Annotated in this window: 22 protein-coding genes; 11 read left to right on the forward strand and 11 right to left on the reverse strand. The window is 59.2% G+C overall.

Going from position 1 to position 22635, the window contains the following annotated elements:
• Positions 1 to 30 precede the first annotated feature (30 nt).
• The gene (locus N037_RS03820) at positions 31 to 801 is read left to right on the forward strand and encodes an SDR family NAD(P)-dependent oxidoreductase (protein WP_032639057.1); all 771 of its coding nucleotides are present in this window, start codon (positions 31 to 33) and stop codon (positions 799 to 801) included.
• Here the strand turns inward: N037_RS03820 and N037_RS03825 are convergent.
• Positions 798 to 1349, reverse strand: coding sequence for a TetR/AcrR family transcriptional regulator (locus N037_RS03825; protein ID WP_032639059.1), 552 nt, complete (start codon positions 1347 to 1349; stop codon positions 798 to 800). The genes N037_RS03820 and N037_RS03825 overlap by 4 nt on opposite strands.
• Before the next feature lie 81 nt (positions 1350 to 1430).
• Here N037_RS03825 and N037_RS03830 point away from each other — a divergent pair, with 81 nt between their 5' ends.
• Entirely contained in the window at positions 1431 to 2645 is a 1215-nt protein-coding gene (locus N037_RS03830) for an MFS transporter (RefSeq protein WP_032639061.1), read from the forward strand.
• Complete coding sequence (locus tag N037_RS03835) at positions 2635 to 3447, forward strand: Cof-type HAD-IIB family hydrolase (protein ID WP_032639063.1); 813 nt, start codon at positions 2635 to 2637, stop codon at positions 3445 to 3447. Before N037_RS03830 ends, N037_RS03835 begins: the two co-directional genes overlap by 11 nt.
• A gap of 67 nt (positions 3448 to 3514) precedes the next feature.
• Here N037_RS03835 and N037_RS03840 read toward each other — a convergent pair whose 3' ends face one another.
• Complete coding sequence (locus N037_RS03840; RefSeq protein WP_032639065.1) at positions 3515 to 4747, reverse strand: MFS transporter; 1233 nt, start codon at positions 4745 to 4747, stop codon at positions 3515 to 3517.
• Positions 4748 to 4915: 168 nt separating this feature from the next.
• On the opposite strand from N037_RS03840, the gene N037_RS03845 reads away from it, so the two are divergent.
• From N037_RS03845 to deoR, 3 genes are all read left to right on the forward strand, one after another.
• Positions 4916 to 5644, forward strand: coding sequence for a phosphatase PAP2 family protein (locus N037_RS03845; RefSeq protein WP_032639067.1), 729 nt, complete (start codon positions 4916 to 4918; stop codon positions 5642 to 5644).
• Between the two features lie 7 nt (positions 5645 to 5651).
• Positions 5652 to 6260: an undecaprenyl-diphosphate phosphatase gene (gene ybjG / locus N037_RS03850; RefSeq protein WP_023335048.1), complete on the forward strand. Its 609-nt coding sequence runs from the start codon at positions 5652 to 5654 to the stop codon at positions 6258 to 6260.
• A 67-nt stretch (positions 6261 to 6327) separates the two neighbouring features.
• Positions 6328 to 7086: a DNA-binding transcriptional repressor DeoR gene (gene deoR / locus N037_RS03855; protein ID WP_032639068.1), complete on the forward strand. Its 759-nt coding sequence runs from the start codon at positions 6328 to 6330 to the stop codon at positions 7084 to 7086.
• Between the two features lie 87 nt (positions 7087 to 7173).
• Here the strand turns inward: deoR and dacC are convergent, their stop codons facing one another.
• Positions 7174 to 8379: a serine-type D-Ala-D-Ala carboxypeptidase gene (gene dacC, locus N037_RS03860; RefSeq protein ID WP_023335046.1), complete on the reverse strand. Its 1206-nt coding sequence runs from the start codon at positions 8377 to 8379 to the stop codon at positions 7174 to 7176.
• A 240-nt stretch (positions 8380 to 8619) separates the two neighbouring features.
• On the opposite strand from dacC, the gene N037_RS03865 reads away from it, so the two are divergent.
• Positions 8620 to 9246, forward strand: a complete 627-nt coding sequence (locus N037_RS03865) for a glutathione S-transferase family protein (RefSeq protein ID WP_032639070.1) — start codon at positions 8620 to 8622, stop codon at positions 9244 to 9246.
• Here N037_RS03865 and N037_RS03870 read toward each other — a convergent pair whose 3' ends face one another.
• Positions 9247 to 10365 (reverse strand): PQQ-dependent sugar dehydrogenase, encoded by a 1119-nt coding sequence (locus N037_RS03870; RefSeq protein ID WP_032639072.1) that lies wholly within the window; start codon positions 10363 to 10365, stop codon positions 9247 to 9249. It abuts the gene before it with no gap.
• Between the two features lie 107 nt (positions 10366 to 10472).
• Positions 10473 to 10856 (reverse strand): biofilm formation regulator BssR, encoded by a 384-nt coding sequence (gene bssR, locus N037_RS03875; RefSeq protein ID WP_023310914.1) that lies wholly within the window; start codon positions 10854 to 10856, stop codon positions 10473 to 10475.
• A 216-nt stretch (positions 10857 to 11072) separates the two neighbouring features.
• Between bssR and rimO the strand changes: the two genes are divergently transcribed.
• Positions 11073 to 12398 (forward strand): 30S ribosomal protein S12 methylthiotransferase RimO, encoded by a 1326-nt coding sequence (gene rimO, locus N037_RS03880; protein WP_032639074.1) that lies wholly within the window; start codon positions 11073 to 11075, stop codon positions 12396 to 12398.
• Between the two features lie 59 nt (positions 12399 to 12457).
• Here the strand turns inward: rimO and gsiD are convergent, their stop codons facing one another.
• From gsiD to iaaA, 5 genes are read right to left on the reverse strand one after another with little or no spacing between them, the layout of a single operon-like run.
• The gene (gene gsiD / locus N037_RS03885) at positions 12458 to 13369 is read right to left on the reverse strand and encodes a glutathione ABC transporter permease GsiD (RefSeq protein ID WP_023335042.1); all 912 of its coding nucleotides are present in this window, start codon (positions 13367 to 13369) and stop codon (positions 12458 to 12460) included.
• 1 nt (position 13370) lies between these two features.
• Positions 13371 to 14291 carry a glutathione ABC transporter permease GsiC gene (gsiC, locus tag N037_RS03890; protein ID WP_023335041.1) on the reverse strand — a complete coding sequence of 307 codons (921 nt, stop codon included), beginning with the start codon at positions 14289 to 14291 and terminating at the stop codon, positions 13371 to 13373.
• Positions 14292 to 14296: 5 nt separating this feature from the next.
• Positions 14297 to 15835 (reverse strand): glutathione ABC transporter substrate-binding protein GsiB, encoded by a 1539-nt coding sequence (gsiB, locus tag N037_RS03895; protein ID WP_023335040.1) that lies wholly within the window; start codon positions 15833 to 15835, stop codon positions 14297 to 14299.
• A 23-nt stretch (positions 15836 to 15858) separates the two neighbouring features.
• Entirely contained in the window at positions 15859 to 17730 is a 1872-nt protein-coding gene (gsiA, locus tag N037_RS03900) for a glutathione ABC transporter ATP-binding protein GsiA (protein ID WP_032639076.1), read from the reverse strand.
• Between the two features lie 11 nt (positions 17731 to 17741).
• A complete protein-coding gene (iaaA, locus tag N037_RS03905; RefSeq protein WP_032639150.1) occupies positions 17742 to 18680 on the reverse strand; it encodes a beta-aspartyl-peptidase in 939 nt (312 codons plus the stop codon).
• Positions 18681 to 18868: 188 nt separating this feature from the next.
• Here iaaA and moeA point away from each other — a divergent pair, with 188 nt between their 5' ends.
• Together moeA and moeB are read left to right on the forward strand one after the other, a co-directional pair.
• Complete coding sequence (moeA, locus tag N037_RS03910; RefSeq protein WP_032639079.1) at positions 18869 to 20101, forward strand: molybdopterin molybdotransferase MoeA; 1233 nt, start codon at positions 18869 to 18871, stop codon at positions 20099 to 20101.
• 1 nt (position 20102) lies between these two features.
• Positions 20103 to 20855 carry a molybdopterin-synthase adenylyltransferase MoeB gene (moeB, locus tag N037_RS03915; protein WP_023335036.1) on the forward strand — a complete coding sequence of 251 codons (753 nt, stop codon included), beginning with the start codon at positions 20103 to 20105 and terminating at the stop codon, positions 20853 to 20855.
• An 86-nt stretch (positions 20856 to 20941) separates the two neighbouring features.
• On the opposite strand, the gene fsa is transcribed toward moeB, so the two are convergent.
• Positions 20942 to 21604: a fructose-6-phosphate aldolase gene (fsa, locus tag N037_RS03920; RefSeq protein WP_032639081.1), complete on the reverse strand. Its 663-nt coding sequence runs from the start codon at positions 21602 to 21604 to the stop codon at positions 20942 to 20944.
• Between the two features lie 128 nt (positions 21605 to 21732).
• On the opposite strand from fsa, the gene N037_RS03925 reads away from it, so the two are divergent.
• Positions 21733 to 22632, forward strand: a complete 900-nt coding sequence (locus N037_RS03925; RefSeq protein WP_032639083.1) for a glycyl-radical enzyme activating protein — start codon at positions 21733 to 21735, stop codon at positions 22630 to 22632.
• Positions 22633 to 22635 lie beyond the last annotated feature (3 nt).

Consider the following 22635-nt stretch of genomic DNA (forward strand, 5'->3'; position numbering starts at 1 on the left):
GAGGGTTAATCCTGGTGAGGGTATGCAGGTATGGGCTTGAAAAACAAAACCGCCGTCATCTTCGGCGGCAGCGGCGCTATCGGCAGCGCAGCGGCGCACGCGCTGGCGCGCGAGGGAGCGGATGTCTACCTCGCCGCGCGCAGCCACGCCAGGCTCGAGCAGGTCGCCGATAGCATTCGCGCCGACGGCGGGTCTGCCAGCACGTTTGTTTTCGACGCGCTCGATGCCTCCGCGCAGCTCCCCGACCTTTCCCGCATTGATATCGTCGTCAACGCCACGGGCTTTATGCACGATCAGGGTAAACGCCTTGAGGCATTAACGCTCGACGAGTTCAGGCAGGGTTTCGACCCTTTCCTGGCCGCGTATTTCAACATTGCAAAAGCCGTGTCGCCCCGCATGGGCGGCGAGCATACCGGGACCATAATTACCGTCGTCGCCCCGGCCGCAAACATGGTGATGGCGGGCCACCTCGGGCATATCGTCGGCTGCGCGGGTACGGAAGCCTTGACCAGGGCGCTTGCAGCTGAGCTGGGGACTCAAAATATTCGTGTGCTGTGTCTGCGTTCGCACGCGATAGCCGATGCGGTGCAGGCGGGTTCGTATGTGGGGACCATTTTCACCGCCAAGGCGCAGGCAATGGGGATTACGGTCGAGCAGTTTCTCGGCGGTGCCGCGCAAAGTACCCTGACGCATCGCCTGCCTACGCTGGCACAGGTGGCAGACACGATTGCGTTTCTGGTCTCAGATGCGGCAGGCGCCATCACGGGAACTACCGTCAATATGACCGCGGGCGCAACCTAGCGGCCGCTCTCGCCCGCAATCCTGCCCACCATCGCACGGATCTCTTCGCGGGTTAACGGCGCCCGATCGGTGACATAGTGCAGCGTCATCCCTTCGATAAACGCGTCCAGCGCGCGGGTGGTGACCGGGTCGAACCACTGCTCCAACGTGGTCTGGCTCATCTTCATCCAGTCCTGCATCACCGTTTTAAGCGCCGCGCTGCGGTGCATAAAGGCGTAAAGCTGATACATCAGCGCCATGTTGTGCGGCGTGGTCACCTGCGAGCTGTGGATCAGCGTGGTGATGGATTCGCACGCCATTTCCGGCCCGGTGACGCCGGCGAAGAAATCCCGGTACTGCTGCGACATCTGCCGGGTAAACCACGTGAAGGCCTCCTCCAGCAGCGGCTCCATGCCGTCGAAATAGTAGGTCATCGACCCCAGCGGCACGCCCGCGCAGGTAGCGATTTTACGGTGCGTGACGGCGTGAATCCCGTGCTCGGCAATGGTATCGAGCGTTGCCTGCAGGATCTTCTCCCGGCGTTGCGGATCGTTCGGTGGTCTGCTCATAACTTCCTCACGTGGTTTGTGTACAAATGTACACAAACTTGCTAGTGTTGTCGCTATTGTTGTACTTCTGGTGCTACCTCAATGACGCTGACCTCTCCCCGCAAAACCCTGCAGCGACGCCTGTGGGCGCTGTTTATGTTCTTCTTCATTCCCGGCCTGCTGATGGCCTCCTGGGCCACGCGCACCCCCGCAATTCGCGATATTTTGTCCGTTTCTACCGCTGAAATGGGCATCGTACTGTTCGGCCTGTCGATAGGCTCCATGAGCGGCATCCTCTGCTCCGCGTGGCTGGTAAAGCGCTTCGGTACGCGAGCGGTGATCCGCACCACCATGTGCTTTGCCGTGTTCGGGATGGGAATATTGAGCGTGGCGCTGTGGTGTGCGTCGCCGGTGCTGTTCGCCCTGGGGCTGACGGTATTTGGCGGCAGCTTCGGTTCGGCGGAAGTTGCCATCAACGTTGAAGGAGCAGCGGTCGAACGTGAGATGAACAAAACCGTGCTGCCGATGATGCACGGTTTTTACAGCCTCGGCACGCTGGCCGGTGCGGGCGTGGGGATGGCGCTGACGGCCACCGGCGTGAGCGCGAATCTGCATATCCTGCTGGCGGCGCTGGTGTGCATCATTCCGATTCTGACCGGCATCCGGGCCATCCCGGACGGCACCGGTAAGAACTCCGCTGACGAGCAGCACTCGGCCGAAAAAGGGCTGCCCTTCTACCGAGATTTTCAGCTGATGCTGATCGGCGTGGTGGTGCTGGCGATGGCGTTCGCGGAAGGTTCCGCCAACGACTGGCTGCCGCTGCTGATGGTGGACGGTCACGGCTTTAGCCCGACCTCCGGCTCGCTGATTTACGCCGGGTTTACGCTGGGGATGACCGTGGGTCGCTTCACCGGCGGCTGGTTTATCGACCGCTACAGCCGCGTAGCGGTGGTACGCGCCAGCGCCCTGCTGGGCGGCCTGGGTATAGCGATGATCATCTTTGTCGACGTGGACTGGATTGCCGGGGTCTCGGTGATCCTCTGGGGACTGGGCGCGTCGCTCGGCTTCCCGCTGACCATTTCAGCCGCCAGCGATACCGGCCCGGATGCCCCGACGCGCGTCAGCGTGGTGGCAACCACGGGCTATCTTGCCTTCCTGGTCGGGCCGCCGCTGCTCGGCTTCCTCGGCGAGCACTACGGGCTGCGCAGCGCCATGCTGGTGGTGTTAGGGTTGGTCATCATCGCGGCGCTGGTGGCGCGCGCGGTGGCAAAGCCGGAAACGAATCAAACGACACTGGAGAAGGGATATGAGCGTTAAACTGATCGCCGTCGACATGGATGGTACTTTTTTAAGCGATGCCAAGACCTATAATCGGCCGCGCTTTCTGGTGCAGTACGCCCGCATGAAGGCGCAAGGCATTCGCTTCGTGGTCGCCAGCGGCAACCAGTACTACCAGCTGATCTCCTTTTTCCCGGAGATCGCGCACGAAATTTCATTCGTTGCTGAAAACGGCGGCTGGGTCGTGAGCGAAGGAGAAGATGTCTTTAACGGTGAGCTGTCGAGAACCCATTTCGAAACCGTCGCGAACGTGTTAAACGAGGTTCCGGGCATTGAGATCATCGCCTGCGGGAAAAGCAGCGCGTATACGCTGAAATGTTATGACGAGAGCTTTAAGGATATCGCGGCGAAGTATTACCACCGCCTCGAAATGGTCAGTGATTTTGATAACCTGGAGGATATTTTCTTCAAGTTCGGGCTTAACGTGTCTGACGAAGAAATACCGCGTATTCAGGCGCTGCTGCATGAAAAGCTGAGCGACATCATGGTGCCCGTCACGACCGGCCACGGCAGTATCGACCTGATCATCCCCGGCGTGCACAAAGCTAACGGCCTGCGGATCCTGCAAAAGCGCTGGGGCATTGACGATAGCGAAGTGGTGGCCTTCGGCGACAGCGGCAACGACGTGGAGATGCTGCGTCAGTCCGGGTTCAGCTTTGCGATGGCGAATGCCAGACCGCATATTAAAGCGGTGGCCCGTTTTGAAGCGCCGCACAATAACGATGAAGGCGTTTTAAACGTGATTGAGAAGGTGTTGAACGGGGAGGCGCCGTTTAATTGATACCGTGCGGTCGGGTGCCCTCTCCCCTCACCCTGGCCCTCTCCCCAAAGGGGAGAGGGAAGAAAGATTAAGGCTGCAGGGCGTTCCCGACGCGTTTGTCCTTCAGGAACACCACCATCAGTCCAACCCACAGCGCGCCGTTGGCGAGGTTAAACAGGCTGAACAGCCCGTTGCCGCCCATCGCGTAGGCATGCTTGCTCACCTCGATACCGATGGTAAAAATCAGCATCTGCAGCATGCCCATCGCCGCGGAGACCGTGCCTTTACTCATCTCGCTCGCAAACAGCGTCAGGCGCACCAGCCCGGCGTTGGCCACGCCAATCCCGAAGGCATAGAGGCTGAGCCCCGCCGTCATCCACAGATAGGCGTGGGATGACGCGACGGTCGCCACCGCAGCCAGAATCAGCCCTGCCGCAATCGGCCAGCCGCCCATGATAATCAGTGAACGCACGGTGCGGCGTGACGTCAGGCGTGCCAGCACCAGGTTACCGATAATCAGCGCGCCAAAGATCGGCACCTGCAGCAGACCATACTCGTAGCTGCTGAGCTTTTCACCGCTAATGATAATAACCGGAGACTGCGCAATCCACGCCAGCAGCGGCAGGCTAACGAATCCGGTCGCCAGCGCGCCCGCCACAAAGCGGCCATTCTTCAGCACTTCTTTGTAATCCCGACCCAGCTCTTTCAGCGAGAGTTTCTCGCCGATGCGGGTGGCCGTTTCCGGCATCGCGCGGTGCAGGCCAAAGAACGCGAAGGCAGCGAGAACTGCAAAGAGCACAAACATCCCTTCCCACGGCGCAACGTGCACCCACGCGGCCCCCACCAGCGGCCCGAGTAAGGGTGCGATCAGCGCGACGTTCGCCATCAGCGCGGTAATTTTTATACACACCGCCTCTTCAAACGACTCCTGAATGGCGGCATACCCCACGGCGCCGATAAAGCACAGGCTCACCCCCTGCAGGAAGCGCAGCAGGGTAAATTGTTCAATGTTTTGCGCCAGCAGCGTGGCGAGACAGGTGACGATAAACCACACCACGCCCGTGAGCATTACCGGACGGCGGCCAATACGATCCGACAGCGGGCCTAACAGCCACTGTAAAAACATGCCGCCGGCCAGATAGGCGGTCATGGAGGTCGGCACCCACTCAATTCCCGCGTTGTACTGCGCCACAACGGCCAGCATACCGGGCTGGATCATATCGTTGCCGATATAGGTAGAAAATTCGTAGAGCACCAGACACAGGGGGAAAAGCAACGCCTGACGACCCAGACGTGAACCAGAAGAAGAACGGTTTAACATGCAATCTCTTAATAATGACAAAATCGCGACGAGTTTAATGAAATGCCGCTGCCCGAGATAGTGATTTATCGAGGATAAACAGAAATAAAGCACATATCGTCTTCGTTTAAGGTTTCCTTAAGTTGACAGATTTATGATAGCCCGATTACTCGTCAACGACCCCAAATTATGGCACTCACTTCCAGCCGTTCAGAATTGTCTAACTTACAGACAAATAAGACAAAACGACTTTACCGCTTGCCGGGCCGCTTTTATGGTTATCAGCTTTTCATACTGATCGCCCTTGCCGTGCTTTTCACGTGGCTATCGCGCAATGAAGCGCTCGACAGATGGATCACCGGTTTTTGGTATGACGCAGCAACGCAGAGCTTTCCGCTGCAGAAAGACCACCTGCTGGATCTGCTGAACCACCGTCTGGCGAAATACATCGCCATCGCCTTAGGTGCCGTGGCGCTGTTTTACGGTGCCTACAAGCGCAACGCAAGGCTGGTTACGGCAGCGCTGCTGATGGGCGTTGGCGCGCTGGTGGTAGGCGTGCTGAAAAGCGTGAGCCATCACAGCTGCCCGTGGGATCTGGTGGAATATGGCGGTAAGGCCGTCTCTTATCCCCTGTTCAGCGCCGTCCCTGCTGACAGCGGTCCGGGGCGCTGTTTCCCCGGCGGTCATGCCTCCAGCGGCTTTATGGTGATGGGGCTGTTTTTTGCCTTCTGGCGCGAGCGTCCGCGTCTCGCCTGGAGCTTCGTCGCGCTGGGCGTGGTGTTAGGTCTGGCGATGGGCTACGGCCAGGTCATGCGCGGGGCACATTTTTTCTCTCACAACCTGTGGGCTGGGTGGTGGGTCTGGTTTTCCCAGGTGGTGGTCTACGGACTGGTTTCCGCCCGGTTTGCTAAAGAGTGATAACGCTATGTTAGAGAATTTGAATTATCAGCTGTTTTATCTGATCAACGCCACGCCAGCCTCGCCTGAGTGGACGATCGATTTTGCCACCTTTCTGGCAAAAGATCTGATCGGTATCGTGCCTGCGCTGGCTGCCATCCTCTGGCTGTGGGGGCCCCGCAGCCAGGTGAAGGCGCAGCGCCAGCTGGTGATTAAAGTGGCGATGGCGCTCGGGGTAAGCGTACTGCTGAGCTACATTCTGGGTCACGCCTTCCCGCACGATCGTCCTTTTGTCGATCATGTCGGCTATACCTTCCTTCACCACGCGCCGGATGACTCGTTCCCGAGCGATCACGGAACGGTGATCTTCACCTTCGCGCTGGCTTTCCTGTTCTGGCATCGCCTGTGGTCGGGTGCGGTCCTGATGGTGGCGGCTCTGGCTATCGCCTGGTCTCGCATTTACCTGGGCGTTCACTGGCCGCTGGATATGGTGGGCGGTTTCCTGGTGGGGCTGATCGGCTGCGTGAGCGCGTCTATTCTGTGGAGTCTCTTCGGTGAAGCGCTCTACCGCACGCTGTCTTCACTCTATCGCGCCATTTTTGCTATCCCGATCCGCAAAGGCTGGATACGTGACTAACCCCAACCTGACAGGTTACACTTGAACCCCCGCCCTGCGGGGGTTCACTTTTTTATCCCGAGGAACTATGGAAACACGTCGCGATGACCGCATTGCTCAGCTGCTACAGGCGCTGAAGCGCAGCGATAAGCTGCATCTTAAGGAAGCCGCCAACCTCCTCGGCGTCTCAGAGATGACCATTCGTCGGGATCTGAACAGCGAAAGCGCGCCCGTCGTGCTGCTCGGCGGGTATATTGTGCTTGAGCCGCGTAGCGCCAGCCATTATCTGATCAGCGACCAGAAGACGCGCCTGGTGGAAGAGAAACGTAAAGCCGCCCGGCTTGCGGCCTCGCTGGTACAGCCGCACCAGACGCTGTTTTTTGACTGCGGCACCACCACGCCGTGGATTATCGAAGCCATCGACAGCAGCATCCCTTTTACCGCCGTGTGCTACTCCCTGAATACCTTTCTGGCGCTTCAGGAGAAACCCGAGTGCCGGGTGATCCTCTGCGGCGGCGAGTTTCACGCCAGCAACGCCATCTTTAAGCCGCTTAACCTGCAGGACACGCTCAGCAATCTCTGCCCGGACATCGCGTTTTATTCCGCCGCAGGCGTTAATGTGCGCCAGGGGGCAACCTGCTTTAATCTGGAAGAGCTGCCGGTGAAGCACTGGGCGTTGAGCGCCGCGCAGTACCATGTGCTGGTGGTCGATCACAGCAAGTTTGGTAAGGTGCGTTCGGCAAGAATGGGCGAACTGTCGCAGTTTGACGCCATCGTCAGCGACTGCCGCCCGGACGACGAGATTGTGGCGCATGCGAAGGCGCAGCAGGTGAAGTTGATGTATTGAGGTTATGCCGGGTGGCGGCTTCGCCTTACCCGGCCTACAGCGGCTCGAACGTAGGCCGGGTAAGCGCAGCGCCACCCGGCAAAAAACTTAGTTGAACCAGCTGCCAAACCACCCGTGGAATTTCATCATCACGAAGTCCCACATCCGGCTGAAGAAGCCGCCCTCTTCCACCGCTTCCATCACAATCAGCGGACGCTGTTCAATCGACTTGCCGTTCAGCTGGAAATCAATCGTCCCGACCACCTGGCCTTTCTTCAGCGGCGCGGTGAGCTGCGGATCGGTCAGGGTATAGCTGGCCTTCAGGTTTTTCAGCTGACCGCGCGGAATGGTCACCGATCCTGCTTCACCCGCGCCCAGATTCACTTCGCTCTTGTCGCCAAACCAGACGCGCTGGCTGACGAACGTGGCATCCGGTTTAATCGGCGTCACGGTTTCATAGAAGCGGAAGCCCCAGGTCAGCAGTTTTTCTGACTCATTAAAGCGAATACGGTCGGTTTTGGTCCCCAGCACTACCGAAATCAGACGCATGTCGCCCTGCGTCGCGGAGGCCACCAGGTTATAGCCTGCACCCGCCGTGGTGCCGGTTTTCATCCCGTCCACGTTAACGTTGCTGCTCCACAGCAGACGGTTGCGGTTCGGCTGGCGGATTTTATTGAAGGTAAACTCTTTCTCTTTGTGGATGGCGTATTCATCCGGCACGTCGTGAATAAGCGCTTTCCCCAGCAGCGCCATGTCGCGCGCGGTGCTGAACTGGCCCGGCGCATCCAGGCCGTGAACGGTTTTAAAGGTGGTGTTGGTCAGGCCCAGCTTTTGCGCGTAGCCATTCATCAGACCGATAAATGAATCCTGACTTCCCGCGACGTAATCCGCCAGCGCAATACAGGCGTCGTTCCCGGACTGGATAATCACCCCTTTATTCAAATCAGATACGGAAACCTGATCGCCCGGCTTCAGGAACATCACGGAAGACCCGCGCAGCGCCGGGTTGCCGGTCGCCCAGGCATCCTTCCCGATGGTAACCATATCGTCCAGCTTAATTTTGCCCGCTTTCAACGCCTGGCCGACCACATAGCTGGTCATGATTTTGGTCAGGCTTGCCGGATCGAGTTTCTCATCCGCATTCCCTTCCGCCAGCACTTTACCGCTGGAATAATCCATCAGGATCCAGGCGCGCGCATCCACAGGCGGCGCTTCGGGTGCAGCCTGCTCAGCTGCATAGAGAGTTGGTGCAAACAGGAAAAGGAGCGCAGAGCCTGCCGCCAGGCTGCGCAGAGAAGTCATTTTACGCGTCATAAATGCCACCCGAGTGTCCATTCAAAAATTACGTCACATCACCGTGTCGCAAGAAGCGATGAGTAATAGCGCACTAAAACGGTTAAAGAAACCCAACGAGGGTAAAGTTATTAAAGTTTATGCAATAACATTCAGATACGCTTTGATTAAGACGATTTTTTTGTCTTCTGTTGCGTAATTGTTAGGTTTATCTCACCATGGCGAAAGCTGACCCGGATTCACATCTCATCAGGAGTAAATATGATTACGCTTTGGGGCAGGAACAACTCGACCAACGTTAAAAAAGTGCTCTGGACGCTGGAAGAGCTGGATTTACCGTTCAATCAAATCATGGCCGGCATGTCGTTCGGCGTGAACAAAGAGGCCGACTATCTGGCCATGAACCCGAACGGCCTGGTGCCGCTGCTGCGCGATGATGAAACAGACGCGACGCTTTGGGAATCCAACACCATTGTGCGTTACCTCGCCGCCCAGTATGGTCAGGGCCGCCTGTGGGTAGAAAGCCCGGCCCGTCGCGCCCAGGGTGAAAAGTGGATGGACTGGGCGAATCAGACCCTATCGCCAACCCACCGCGTGATCCTGATGGGGCTTATCCGTACGCCGGAAGCCGAGCGCGACTATCCGGCCATTCATGCCGCTCAGGACGCGTGCGAAAACCTGTTTGCGATGATGGATGACGAGCTGGCGAAGCACGCCTGGTTCTCCGGTGAGGCGTTCGGCGTGGGCGATATTGCCGTGGCGCCGTTCGTCTGGAACCTGACCAATATGGGCCTGACGTGGACGCCGCGCCCTCACCTTGAGCGCTGGCTAAAACAGCTGAGCGATCGCCCGGCATACCGCAACGTGGTAATGATCCCGGTCACCTGATCACGCGCCGGACGGGCTGACTTTCAACAGCTGCCCGTCCGTCTCGTCGGTCAGCACATATAAATAGCCGTCCGGCCCCACCCGCACATCACGAATACGTTGATTCCGGTCGCCCAGAATTCGCCCGTCCTCCGTTACCTTATTGCCGTCCACGCTCAGCACGATAACGTCCTTTTCCTTCAGCGCCCCAATAAACAGCTTGTTTTTCCACTGCGGGAAAACGTCGCTGTTGTAGAACGCCATGCCGCTCACGGCAGGTGACACTTTCCAGACGAACAGCGGTTTTTCGGTTCCCTCAACGTGCTCGCCTTTGGCTTCCGGAATTTTCAGACCGCTGTAGTTAATGCCGTGCGTCGCCAGCGGCCAGCCGTAGTTCTTTCCTTTCTCCGGGATGTTGATCTCATCCCCGCCGCGCGGGCCGTGCTCGTTCAGCCACAGCGCGTCGCTCCAGGGATTCATCGCCATCCCCTGCGGGTTGCGAATACCGTAAGACCAGATTTCGGGCCGCGCGCCGGGGGTATTCACAAAGGGGTTATCCGGCGGCACTTTGCCGTCCTCGGTGAGGCGCACCACTTTACCCTGCAATTTATCCAGATCCTGCGCCGTCGGACGCTGGTTGTTCTCGCCGAGTCCGATAAAGAGCGCGCCTTTGCCGTCGAACACCAGTCGCCCACCAAAATGGTTACCGGTAGAGAGTTTCGGCATCTGGCGGAACACCACCTGGAAGGCTTCAATGCGCGTAAAGTCGTCGCTCAATCGGCCATAGCCCACCGCCGTGCCGGCTTTGCCGTCATTCCCGGCCTCGGCGAAGCTCAGCCAGATGCGGCGCGATTGTTCAAAATCCGGGGCGAGGACCACGTCCAGTAATCCTCCCTGACCGTTTGCCCAGACCTTCGGCACGCCGACAATCGGATCGGACAGCCCTTTTCCGGCCTGCCAGCGTTTGAGCTGACCGCCCTTCAGGGTCACCAGCAGTCCTTTATTGTCCGGCAGAAACGCCAGAGACCAGGGGTGATCGAGTTTATTTTGCAGCACCTCGACCTTGACCGCCTCTGGGGCAGCAAGAAGCGAAAACGGAATGAACAACGCAGGCAGGGAAATTAGCGAGGATCGAGGCATAACGCGCTCCTTTATTGACATATGGCATAAAGGTTAGCCACTGCATCCGGGCGCGTTACCACTTTTACAAAAGCTTAATCAGAAGGGGGAGTTGCCTCCCCCTGGTCTCAGTGCTGTTCAAGCTTCTCGTGCTCGTTCAGGCACATGATGCATAGAGAGAGCGTGGTCAGGCAGTTTTCAAGCTTCTCCGCGTTAACAGCGATAAAATTCGGGCAGTCGTGGCGTCCATTCATCAAACATACCCCAGCAATTGAGAGCACCTCAGCGGCGCGGCGCAGGGCGATTAGCTCACTTTCGCCGTATTTCGCCTTCAGGGTCGGTGCTTTTTCACGCATGAAATTGCAAAGTTCAAACAGGTTATCACGCAGATGTTCGCTTTCGCTGACTGACATATACCCTTTTGCCTTCCTCAACTGCAGGTACGCGGCCAGGTCGATTCGGGCGTTGATCAGCTTGTTAAGCAGATCGCGTTTTAGTCTGTCAACGGTCATGCTCTTTCCTCCTCTGTCAGCCATTGTGCATAATCAGGATAAGTACATTTTTTGTACAGTTTAATGCCTGGGATCAATTTTTATTAACTGATTAACATTATTTACAATGTTACAACGTCTGCCCGACGCATCCGCCTTGCAAAGAGTGTATAAATCCCCCGCGATACGCTGTAAAATCCCGCCCTGATAACTCCATAATTGATGAATTTTTAACCTATGAGCAATGTTACGCACCAGCCGAAAATCGGCTTCGTCTCCCTGGGCTGCCCGAAAAACCTGGTGGATTCAGAACGCATCCTGACCGAACTGCGCACCGAGGGCTATGACGTGGTGCCAAGCTACGACAACGCCGATATGGTGATCGTGAATACCTGCGGGTTTATCGACAGCGCGGTTCAGGAGTCACTGGAAGCCATCGGTGAAGCCCTGACGGAAAACGGCAAAGTGATCGTCACCGGCTGTCTGGGCGCGAAAGAAGACCAGATCCGCGAAGTGCACCCGAAGGTGCTGGAGATCACCGGCCCGCACAGCTACGAGCAGGTGCTGCAACATGTTCATCACTACGTGCCAAAACCAAAGCACAACCCGTTCCTGAGCCTGGTGCCGGAACAGGGCGTGAAGCTGACGCCGCGCCACTACGCGTACCTGAAAATTTCCGAAGGCTGTAACCATCGCTGCACCTTCTGCATCATCCCGTCCATGCGTGGCGATCTGGTGAGCCGTCCGATTGGTGAAGTGCTGGCGGAAGCTAAACGTCTGGCCGATGCGGGCGTAAAGGAGCTGCTGGTCATCTCCCAGGATACCTCCGCCTACGGCGTGGACGTTAAGCATCGCTCTGGTTTCCACAACGGCGAGCCGGTGAAAACCAGCATGGTGGGCCTGTGCGAACAGCTGTCTAAGCTTGGTATCTGGACGCGTCTGCACTACGTCTATCCATACCCGCACGTTGACGACGTGATCCCGCTGATGGCGGAAGGCAAAATTCTGCCGTACCTGGATATCCCGCTGCAGCACGCCAGCCCGCGTATTCTGAAGCTGATGAAGCGACCTGGCTCCGTTGATCGCCAGCTGGCGCGCATCAAGCAGTGGCGCGAGATCTGCCCGGATCTGACCCTGCGCTCCACCTTCATCGTCGGCTTCCCGGGTGAAACCGAAGAAGACTTCCAGATGCTGCTCGACTTCCTGAAAGAAGCCCGTCTGGACCGCGTAGGCTGCTTCAAGTACAGCCCGGTAGAAGGCGCAACCGCCAACGAGCTGGCGGACCAGGTGCCGGAAGAGGTGAAAGAAGAGCGCTGGAACCGCTTCATGCAGCTGCAGCAGCAGATCTCTGCTGAACGCTTGCAGGAGAAAGTGGGCCGCGAAATTCTGGTGATTATCGACGAAGTGGACGAAGAGGGCGCGATTGGCCGCAGCATGGCGGATGCCCCTGAAATCGACGGCGCGGTGTACCTGAACGGCGAAACCAGCGTTAAGCCAGGTGATATTATTCGCGTGAAGGTTGAAAACGCGGACGAGTATGACCTGTGGGGTAGCCGGGTTTAATCTCCCCCTCTGTTGTAGGCCGGGTAAGGCGTAGCCGCCACCCGGCACATTTCACTGCCCTACCCCTTAATCCTCGGATCCAGCGCGTCGCGCAGCCCGTCACCCAGCAGGTTAAACGCCAGCACGGTCAGGAAAATCGCCAGGCTCGGGAAGATGGCCACGTGCGGTGCAATCACCATATCCGCCCTCGCCTCGTTCAGCATGGCGCCCCACTCCGGCGTTGGAGGCTGCGCCCCTAACCCCAGAAACGACAGGCTGGCCGCCGAGATAATCGACACGCCGATACGCATGGTGAAATAGACCACGATGGACGACACCGTACCCGGCAGAATATGGCTGAACAGGATCGTGGCGTCGCTGGCCCCCATGCTGCGGGCGGATTCGATAAAGGTCTGCTGCTTCAGCACCAGCGTGTTGCCGCGCACCAGGCGCGCGAACGCCGGAATCGAAAAGACCGCCACCGCGATAATAACGTTCGCCATGCCGCTGCCCATTATTGCCACCACCGCTATCGCCAGCAGAATGCCGGGGAAGGCAAACAGCACATCGCAGATGCGCATAATGATGCGGTCCCACCAGCCTTCGTAATACCCGGCAACCAGACCCAGCACGGTACCGATGGCCGCGCCGATCAGCACCGCGAACACCCCGGCGGCGAGCGAGATCTGCGCCCCGACCAGCACGCGGCTGAAGATATCGCGCCCGAGGGAGTCCACGCCGAACCAGTGCAGCATTGAGGGTCCGTCGTTCAGACGGTCGTAGTCAAAATAGTTTTCCGCATCAAACGGCGCCACCCACGGCGCAACGATCGCCACCGCAATCAGCAGCAGCACAAACAGCCCCGCCGCCATTGCGACCGGCTGACGGCGAAAACGCCGCCAGAATTCGGACCACGGCGTGCGGATATGTTCCGGTTTGAGCCCCGGCATAGCGTTTAAAACGGCCTGACGTCGCCAGTTCAACAATCGCATCTTACTTGTACCTGATGGCCGGGTTAATGGCGGCGTAGAGCACGTCCACCACTAAGTTGATAAGGATAAACTCCAGCGAGAAAAGCAGGACTTCCGCCTGAATGACCGGGTAGTCGCGCATCTCGACGGAATCGACCAGCAGGCGTCCCAGCCCCGGCCAGTTGAAGACCTTCTCCACGACGATAGAGCCGCCCAGCAGGAAGCCAAACTGCAGCCCCATCATCGTCACCACCGGGATCATCGCATTGCGAAACCCGTGCTTGAGAATGACCCACTTCTCGCTAACCCCTTTCGCCCGTGCGGTGCGAATATAATCTTCGCTTAGCACGTCAACGAACGAGGCGCGGGTAAAGCGGGCCATTACCGCCGACACGGCAGCCCCCAGCGTCATGGAAGGCAGGATGTAATGCTTCCAGGTATCGGCCCCGACGGTCGGCAGCCAGCCCAGTTCGACGGAGAAGATCTGCATCAGCAGCATCCCCAGCGCGAACGCCGGGAAGGAGATGCCGGTCACCGCCAGGGCCATGCCGAGCTTGTCCGGCCAGCGGTTGCGCCAGACGGCCGCGACAATCCCGGCGCCAAGCCCAAACAAGACCGCCCAGCTCATGCTGGCAATCGTTAACCAGAACGTCGGCATAAAGCGGCTGGCAATCTCCTCCGACACCGGACGGCGCGACACCATCGAGATACCAAAATCGCCCTGCAGAACGTTGCAGATATAATGGATGAACTGCAGATACAGCGGCTGGTCGAGGCCAAGCTGTTTACGCACCATGTCAATAACGGTGGCATCCGCTTCGGGCCCGGCAACCAGGCGCGCCGGATCGCCCGGCAGCATATGGACAAATAAAAACACCAGAACCGCCACAATCAGCAGCGTCGGAATAAGCCCCAGCAGGCGTTTACAAACATAATTCAGCATGAGGTTTATTTTAAATCCGCATCGTCAAAGCTAAAGCCCGTGTCCGGCATGATGTAGAACCCGGTTAACGCTTTGTTATGGGCTGACACCAGTTTCTCCACCACCAGCGGCACCCACGGTGACTCTTTCCAGATAATATCCTGCGCGTCTTTGTAGAGGCGCGCTTTCTCTTCCGGTTTGGTGGTTTTCAGGGCATCGGCCAGGTCTTTGTCCACCTGCGGGTTGCTGTAAAACGCGGTGTTGAACAGGGTTGGCGGCCAGTTCTGCGAGGCGAATAGCGGCGACAGCGCCCAGTCGGCTTCGCCGGTCGAGGCCGACCAGCCGGTATAGAACATCCGCACCCCGCTCTCTTTCTGCCCTTTCCCCTCTACTTCTGCCGCACGCTGTCCGGCATCCATCGCGGTCACCTGCGCCTTGATGCCGACCTGCGCCAGCTGCTGCTGGGTAAACTGCAGCACCTTCTGGGCGGTACTGTGGTTATGCGACGACCACAGCGTGGTGCTGAACCCGTTCGGGAAGCCCGCCTCTTTCAGCAGCTCGCGCGCTTTGGCCGGATCGTACGGCCACGGCTGATAGCTCTGGGCATATGCAATAGCAGGAGGCAGTACGCCGGTGGCCGGGGTGGCATAGCCCGCAAAGGCGACCTTCACCAGCGCCTGGCGGTTAATGGCGTAGTTGATCGCCTCACGCACCTTCGGGTTATCAAACGGCTTTTGCGTGACGTTCATGCTGATGTAGCGCTGCATGATAGACGGGCTGGCGACCAGCTCCAGCTTGCTGTTTTTCTGCAAAATGGCGGCCTGCTCATACGGGATCGGGAAGGCAAACTGCGCCTCGCCGGTTTGCAGCATCGCCGCGCGGGTGTTGTTATCCACCACCGGACGCCAGGTGATGGTGTCCAGCTTCGGCAACCCTTTCTGCCAGTAACCCGCGAATTTCTTCACCTTCACAAAATCGGTCTGGTTCCAGGTGAGCAGTTCGTAAGGGCCGGTGCCAACAGGGTGGAAGCCGATCTCCTTGCCGTATTTCTTCAGCGCGGCGGGGGAAATCATCGCCGTTGCCGGGTGTGCCAGAATATTGATAAACGCGGAGAACGGCTCTTTCAGGGTGATTTTTACCGTTGCCGGGTCGACCACCTCGGTGCTGGCGATATTTTTATACAGGTTATAGCGCTTGAGGCTATTTTCCGGATTGCTGGCGCGATCGAGGTTAACCTTCACCGCCTCCGCATTGAAATCGGTACCGTCCTGGAACTTCACGCCGGAGCGGAGCTTAATGGTATACACCAGCCCGTCGTCGGAGACGGTATACCCCTCCGCCAGCACGTTTTTGAGCTTCATCTCTTTATCCAGACCGAAAAGGCCCTGATAGAACGATTTCGCCACCGCCTGAGAGAGCGTGTCGTTGGCGTCATACGGATCGAGCGTGGTGAAATTCGAGCCGACGGCAACCACCACGTCTTTGGCAGCGAACGCGGGGGCAGCGGCCAGGGCTGCCGTCACGCTCGCGGCTAACAACCATCTACGCGCTACAAAAGTAACCATTGTGTTCTCCTGCCTGTTGTAAGTTATAACCGCGAAAACGCATTGTCCTGACGCGGGGGAGCCACGAAATGACCCGGACCGACCTCGCGAAGCGTCACGCGCTCGACGGCCTCGCCGCGTTTACGAATATTGCTCGGCATTTCATCCTGCAGCAGCACGCGCTGGCCGTGACGGTGCGCCGGATCGGCAACCGGGACCGCCGCGATAAGCTTGCGGGTGTACGGGTGCTGCGGGTTCTCAAACACCGCCCTTCGCGGCCCAATCTCCACGATCTGCCCCATGAACATCACCGCCACGCGATGGCTGATGCGCTCGACAACGGCCATATCGTGCGAGATAAACAGGAAGGCGATGCCCATATCCCGCTGTAAATCCAGCAATAAGTTGATGATCTGCGCCCGGATAGAGACATCCAGCGCCGAAACGGACTCATCGGCAATCACCACTTTCGGGTTCAGCGCCAGCGCGCGGGCGATGCAGATACGCTGCCGCTGTCCGCCGGAAAATTCGTGCGGATAACGCCAGGCGTGCTCCGGCTTCAGGCCGACGCGCTCCAGCAGCCAGGCCACGCGACGCTGTGCCGCTTCGCCGTCGAGCAGGTTATGTACCCGCAGCGGCTCCATGATCGAATACCCCACCGTATGGCGCGGATCGAGGGAGGCATACGGATCCTGGAAAATAAACTGAATATCCCGCCGCACCGCCTGCAGCCTGCTGTCCGGAAGGGTATCAATGCGCTCACCGTTAAAGGTAATGCTGCCTTCCTGTGATTCCACCAGACGGAGCAACGCGCGCCCGGTGGTGGATTTACCGCAGCCGGACTCCCCCACCAGCGCCAGCGTTTCGCCCGGCCAGAGATCGAAACTGACGTTTTCCACCGCGTGCACTTCGCGCTTTACGCGGTTCAACACCCCGCTGCGCAGCGGAAAACGGGTGACCAGATTGCGTACCTCCAGAATGGGCTTGCCCGGCACCACGGTGTCCTGCTCGCGCGCATCTTCCTGCTGCTCGGACGCCTCAAGAGAAATCAGGGGGAAGCGGCGCGGCAAATCGCTGCCGTTCATCGCTCCCAGACGCGGAACCGCCGCCAGCAGCGCTTTGGTGTAAGGATGCACGGGCGCGTGGAAAATCTGCTCGACCGGGCCGGTTTCCACCGCGCTGCCCTTGTGCATCACCAGCACCCGATCGGCGATATCGGCGACCACGCCCATATCGTGGGTGATGAAAATCACCCCCATCTCCATCTCCTGCTGCAGTACTTTGATGAGCTGCAGGATCTGCGCCTGAATCGTCACGTCCAGCGCCGTCGTTGGTTCATCGGCAATCAGCACCGCCGGACGGCAGGAGAGCGCCATGGCAATCATCACCCGCTGGCGCATGCCGCCGGAAAGCTGATGCGGGTAGCGCCCCAGAATGGCCTGCGCCTCCGGAATGCGCACCAGCTCCAGCATCCGTCGGGCCTCTTTGAGCGCTTCATCGCCGCTCAGCCCCTGGTGCAGGCGGATAGACTCGGCGATTTGTTCCCCGACCGGAAAAACCGGGTTCAGGGAGGTCATCGGCTCCTGGAAGATCATCGCAATATCCGCCCCGCGTACGCCCTGCATCTGCGAACCGCTTAGCTCATTTAAATCAATGACCTGACGGTTGCGGCGGCGCAGGAGCATTTTCTCACTGCTGATTTGCCCGCCCGTCTGCTCCAGCAGGCGCATCAGCGCCAGCGCGGTGACCGATTTACCGGAGCCGGATTCACCCACAATCGCCAGCGTCTCGCCGCGCCTGAGCGAAAACGATAAATTCTGTACTGCGGGGATGGACTGCCGCTCTTCCTGAAACGCAATATTCAGTTGTTGGACAGCCAGCACTTCGCGGTTGTCCAGTTCTTCACTGTGCGGCACGCGCTGCCCCCTTATTCACGATAGATGCCCGTGCTCGGTTCATCACCGGCATAACCCCAGGCGCGATACATGCCTTCACTGTTGAACGGCAACGCCACGTTGCCCTCACGATCCACCGCAATGAGTCCGCCGACGCCGCCCAGGGCAGGCAGTTTCTCCATCACCACGCGCTCGCAGGCTTCGCTGAGGCTTAAACCGCCGTAATCCATCAGCGCGGTGATGTCGTAGGCCGCGAGGGCGCGGATAAACACTTCCCCGGTTCCGGTACACGACACCGCCGCCGTCGCGTTATTGGCATAGCAGCCGGCGCCCGGCAGCGGGCTATCGCCGACGCGCCCGGGCAGCTTGTTGGTCATCCCGCCCGTTGAGGTCGCCGCCGCGAGGTTTCCGGCCTTATCCAGCGCCACCGCGCCGACCGTGCCCATTTTGGTGGTTTCATCCAGCGGCGCAGTGTGGTCAAGCTGCGTCATGCCCGCCGTACGGGCTTCCAGCAGTTGCCGATAGCGTTCTTCCGTGGAAAACAGATCCGGCGATACCGGTTCCATCCCGTGCTCGAAGGCAAACGCCTCTGCCCCGGCCCCCGTCAGCAGCACGTGCGGGCTCGCCTCCATCACCAGACGCGCCGCCAGCACCGGATTGCGCAGATGACTCACGCCCGCCACGGCGCCCGCCTTCAGGGTGACGCCGTCCATCACGCAGGCATCCAGCTCGTGGGTTTCATCCCGGGTAAAGACCGAACCGATTCCGGCATTAAAGAGCGGGCACTCTTCCAGCAGGCGCACCGCCTCGGTGACCACGTCCAGCGCGCTTTCGCCCGCTTCCAGCATTCTCTGGCCCGTTTCCACAATGGCGTACAGCGCGTCGATATAGCGCTTTTCCTGCTCGGGACTGAGCTGTGCTCGGGTGATTGCCCCGGCGCCACCATGAATTGCGATTACCGCATTAACCATTCGCATCACCCGTTAGCCTGATTTGCGGCTTTTTCTATAAATATCATTATCGTCGATGAAACTTCAGATGATTTTTGAATATAGAAAGACGTAACTGTGATGTAAAGCGTACACCCATCGGGTCATACAGTTAGCCGCACTTTTCTGCCATAATGAGCGCTTTCGTTGTTACTCCGCAGGAGCCCACCATGGATTTTACCGCCGGACTGATGCCGCTTGAGACGGCACTCACGCAGATGCTTGACCGAGTTTCCCCGCTGCATGACGTTGAGACGCTGCCCCTCGTGCGCTGTTTTGGCCGTATTGCCGCACGCGATATCGTCTCTCCGCTTAACGTGCCGGGGTTTGATAATTCCGCGATGGACGGTTACGCGGTACGCCTGGCGGATCTCCAGACGGGTAACGCCCTGCCGGTGGCGGGTAAAGCCTTTGCGGGGCAGCCGTTTAGCGGTGAGTGGCCTGCGGGCACCTGCGTACGCATCATGACCGGCGCGCCGGTTCCGGCTGGCTGCGACGCCGTGGTGATGCAGGAAGAGACCGAACAGACCGACGACGGCGTGCGTTTTACCGCCAGCGTCAAAGCGGGCCAGAACATCCGCCGCACGGGCGAAGACATCACCCTTGGCGCAACGGTCTTTGCCGCCGGACAGAAGCTGACGGTTGGTGAACTGCCAGTGCTGGCCTCGCTCGGCATCGCGGAAGTTGACGTTATCCGTAAGGTGCGCGTTGCCGTTTTCTCAACCGGCGACGAGCTGCAGCTTCCGGGCCAGCCGCTGCAGGACGGCCAGATTTACGATACCAACCGCCTGGCGGTACACCTGATGCTGGAGCAGCTGGGCTGCGAGGTGATTAACCTCGGCATCATTCCTGACGATCCGGAAAAACTGCGCGCCGCGTTTATCGAGGCGGATAACGCCGCCGACGTGGTCATCAGCTCGGGCGGCGTCTCCGTGGGCGAAGCGGATTACACCAAAACCATCCTCGAAGAGCTGGGCGAAATCGCCTTCTGGAAGCTGGCGATCAAGCCGGGCAAACCGTTCGCGTTTGGCAAGCTCACGCACGGCTGGTTCTGCGGCCTGCCGGGTAACCCGGTCTCGGCGGCGCTCACCTTCTACCAGCTGGTTATCCCGCTGCTGGCGAAGCTTTCCGGCAACAAGGCTAACCCGCTGCCGGAACGCCAGCGCGTGCGCGCCGCCACGCGCCTGAAAAAATCCCCGGGCCGTCTCGATTTCCAGCGCGGCATTCTGGCGCGCAACGCCGACGGCGAGCTCGACGTGAGCACCACCGGGCACCAGGGCTCGCACATTTTCAGCTCCTTCAGCCAGGGCAACTGTTTTATCGTGCTGGAGCGCGAGCGCGGCAATGTGGAAGCAGGCGAGTGGGTTGAGATCGAGCGTTTTAACCACCTGTTCGGAGGCTGACATGACGGTGGAGCTGAGCGACCCGGAGATGATGCGCTACAACCGCCAGATCGTGCTGCGCGGGTTTGACTTCGAGGGTCAGGAAGCGCTTAAGGCAGCCAATGTGCTGGTCGTCGGTCTCGGCGGGCTTGGCTGCGCCGCCGCGCAGTACCTTGCCGCAGCGGGCGTGGGCAGGATGACGCTGCTGGATTTCGATACCGTATCGGTGTCCAACCTGCAGCGCCAGACGCTGCACAGCGACGCGACGGTTGGCCAGCCGAAGGTGGACTCTGCCCGCACGGCGCTGGCGCGCATTAACCCTAATTGTGAATTCACCCTGATTGACGCAATGCTGGATGACGACGCGCTGTCGGCACAGATTGCGCAGCACGACCTGGTGCTGGACTGCACCGATAACGTCGCCGTCCGTAACCAGCTCAACGCGGGCTGTTTTGCCCACAAAATCCCGCTGGTCTCCGGCGCGGCGATCCGCATGGAGGGGCAAATCAGCGTCTTCACGTACGCGGAAGGCGAACCCTGCTACCGCTGCCTGAGCCGCCTGTTCGGCGAGAACGCCCTGTCCTGCGTTGAGGCGGGCGTGATGGCGCCGCTGGTCGGCGTGATTGGTTCATTGCAGGCAATGGAAGCGATCAAGGTGCTGGCGCGCTACGGCACGCCTGCCGCGGGGAAAATCGTGATGTACGACGCGATGACCTGCCAGTTCCGCGAGATGAAGCTGATGCGTAACCCGGGGTGTGAGGTTTGTAGCAAATAAAAAAGTCGGGTGGCGGCTCCGCCTTACCCGACCTACAACGGCTCGAACGTAGGCCGGGTAAGCGTTAGCGCCACCCGGCAACAGCATCAGATAGACGTCCGTCCAAACGCGCCCTGCCAGTCCTGCTCAAACTTCACAATCGCCGCATCCACGGCCGGAGAGGTAATAAACTGCTGCGCCACGTCCAGCGGCAGCGTGATGGACTCGCAGCCTGCCAGCAGGCAGTCCAGCGCCTGACGCGGCGTTTTAAAGCTCGCGGCCAGCACTTTTGACTGCGGGGCGTGCAATGTCAGCAGTTGCTGCAGTTCAACCACGGTCTGGATCCCGTCCCCGCCCTGCGCGTCCACGCGGTTAACGTAGGGTGCCACATACTCCGCCCCCGCCAGCGCGGAGAGCATCCCCTGCGCGGCACCGTATACCGCCGTACCCAGCGTCGGGATCCCTTCCGCTTTTAGCATCTTGATTGCCGCCAGCCCCTCTGCGGTCACCGGCACTTTCACCACCAGGTCGTTAATGATGGCGCGCAGCCTGCGCGCGTCCTCCACCATCCCTTCGGCAGTAGTCGCCATCACCTGAGCAAACAGACGGCCTTTCCCGCCCAGCGCGTCGTGCAGCGCAGGCAGCAGTTCATCGAGCGGCGTTTTGCCTGCTGCCACAATGCTTGGGTTGGTGGTCACGCCCGCCAGCGGGAAGATACGCGCCAGCTTTTTAACTGCCGCAACGTCAGATGTGTCGAGATAAAGTTCCATGATGTCACCCTCAAATTTAGCCTGCACTTACCCTATCACGACAAAACCTGCTCAGTAGTTGACCTGCATCAAGATAACTTTCATTCGAAAGTCATTTAATCTTCATATGCAAGATGCGAGGCAAAATCATGATCTTCAATATTCAGCGTTACTCTACCCACGACGGCCCCGGTATTCGAACCGTGGTATTCCTGAAAGGCTGCTCGCTGGGCTGTCGCTGGTGTCAGAACCCGGAAAGCCGCTCCCGCAGCCGGGACGTGCTGTTTGATGCGCGTCTGTGCCTGGACGGCTGCGACCTGTGCCAGCAGGCGGCACCGGGCTGTGTCGAACGTGCGCTGAACGGGCTGGTCATCCACCGCGAAAAGCTGAGTGAAGAGACGCTCAATGCCCTCACCGACTGCTGCCCGACTCAGGCGCTCACCGTCTGCGGTGAAGAACAGCAGGTCGACGAGATCATGGCGACCGTACTGCGCGACAAACCCTTCTACGACCGCAGCGGCGGTGGAATCACCCTCTCCGGCGGCGAGCCGTTTATGAACCCCGAGCTGGCGCACGCCCTGTTTAAAGCCAGCCACGAACAGGGGATCCACACCGCCGTCGAAACCTGCCTTCACGTGCCGTGGCACTATATTGAGCCGTCATTACCCTACGTCGATCTCTTCCTCGCCGACCTGAAGCACGTCGACGGTGACGTCTTCAAGCAGTGGACGGACGGTTCGGCTAAGCGAATCCTGGATAACCTGAAGCGCCTTGCCGCCGCCGGGAAAAAAATCACCATCCGCGTGCCGCTGATCCAGGGCTTTAACGCGGACGAAGCGTCCGTTACCGCCATTACCAACTTCGCTGCCGACGAACTCGGCGTCGAGGATATTCATTTTCTGCCCTATCACACGCTGGGCATGAACAAATACACCCTGCTCGGCCAACCCTACTCTGCCCCTGACAAACCGCTGGATAACCCTGCCCTGCTGGACTTCGCGCAGCAGTACGCCTGCCAGAAAGGGTTAACCGCGACCTTACGAGGATAAACT

Source organism: Enterobacter sp. EGD-HP1, from assembly GCF_000733275.2.
In the GTDB taxonomy this organism is placed as follows: Bacteria; Pseudomonadota; Gammaproteobacteria; order Enterobacterales; family Enterobacteriaceae; genus Enterobacter.

What these genes read in the sequence shown, in the direction of transcription:
- iaaA (WP_032639150.1), bottom strand. Translation starts at nt 18,680, where the DNA reads ATGGTTAATGCGGTAATCGCAATTCATGGTGGCGCCGGGGCAATCACC.
- gsiC (WP_023335041.1), bottom strand. Translation starts at nt 14,291, where the DNA reads ATGCTGAATTATGTTTGTAAACGCCTGCTGGGGCTTATTCCGACGCTG.
- N037_RS03820 (WP_032639057.1), top strand. Translation starts at nt 31, where the DNA reads ATGGGCTTGAAAAACAAAACCGCCGTCATCTTCGGCGGCAGCGGCGCT.
- N037_RS03835 (WP_032639063.1), top strand. Translation starts at nt 2,635, where the DNA reads ATGAGCGTTAAACTGATCGCCGTCGACATGGATGGTACTTTTTTAAGC.
- rimO (WP_032639074.1), top strand. Translation starts at nt 11,073, where the DNA reads ATGAGCAATGTTACGCACCAGCCGAAAATCGGCTTCGTCTCCCTGGGC.
- ybjG (WP_023335048.1), top strand. Translation starts at nt 5,652, where the DNA reads ATGTTAGAGAATTTGAATTATCAGCTGTTTTATCTGATCAACGCCACG.
- N037_RS03870 (WP_032639072.1), bottom strand. Translation starts at nt 10,365, where the DNA reads ATGCCTCGATCCTCGCTAATTTCCCTGCCTGCGTTGTTCATTCCGTTT.
- bssR (WP_023310914.1), bottom strand. Translation starts at nt 10,856, where the DNA reads ATGACCGTTGACAGACTAAAACGCGATCTGCTTAACAAGCTGATCAAC.
- moeA (WP_032639079.1), top strand. Translation starts at nt 18,869, where the DNA reads ATGGATTTTACCGCCGGACTGATGCCGCTTGAGACGGCACTCACGCAG.
- N037_RS03825 (WP_032639059.1), bottom strand. Translation starts at nt 1,349, where the DNA reads ATGAGCAGACCACCGAACGATCCGCAACGCCGGGAGAAGATCCTGCAG.
- N037_RS03925 (WP_032639083.1), top strand. Translation starts at nt 21,733, where the DNA reads ATGATCTTCAATATTCAGCGTTACTCTACCCACGACGGCCCCGGTATT.
- fsa (WP_032639081.1), bottom strand. Translation starts at nt 21,604, where the DNA reads ATGGAACTTTATCTCGACACATCTGACGTTGCGGCAGTTAAAAAGCTG.
- moeB (WP_023335036.1), top strand. Translation starts at nt 20,103, where the DNA reads ATGACGGTGGAGCTGAGCGACCCGGAGATGATGCGCTACAACCGCCAG.
- dacC (WP_023335046.1), bottom strand. Translation starts at nt 8,379, where the DNA reads ATGACGCGTAAAATGACTTCTCTGCGCAGCCTGGCGGCAGGCTCTGCG.
- N037_RS03840 (WP_032639065.1), bottom strand. Translation starts at nt 4,747, where the DNA reads ATGTTAAACCGTTCTTCTTCTGGTTCACGTCTGGGTCGTCAGGCGTTG.
- deoR (WP_032639068.1), top strand. Translation starts at nt 6,328, where the DNA reads ATGGAAACACGTCGCGATGACCGCATTGCTCAGCTGCTACAGGCGCTG.
- N037_RS03845 (WP_032639067.1), top strand. Translation starts at nt 4,916, where the DNA reads ATGGCACTCACTTCCAGCCGTTCAGAATTGTCTAACTTACAGACAAAT.
- N037_RS03865 (WP_032639070.1), top strand. Translation starts at nt 8,620, where the DNA reads ATGATTACGCTTTGGGGCAGGAACAACTCGACCAACGTTAAAAAAGTG.
- N037_RS03830 (WP_032639061.1), top strand. Translation starts at nt 1,431, where the DNA reads ATGACGCTGACCTCTCCCCGCAAAACCCTGCAGCGACGCCTGTGGGCG.
- gsiD (WP_023335042.1), bottom strand. Translation starts at nt 13,369, where the DNA reads ATGCGATTGTTGAACTGGCGACGTCAGGCCGTTTTAAACGCTATGCCG.
- gsiB (WP_023335040.1), bottom strand. Translation starts at nt 15,835, where the DNA reads ATGGTTACTTTTGTAGCGCGTAGATGGTTGTTAGCCGCGAGCGTGACG.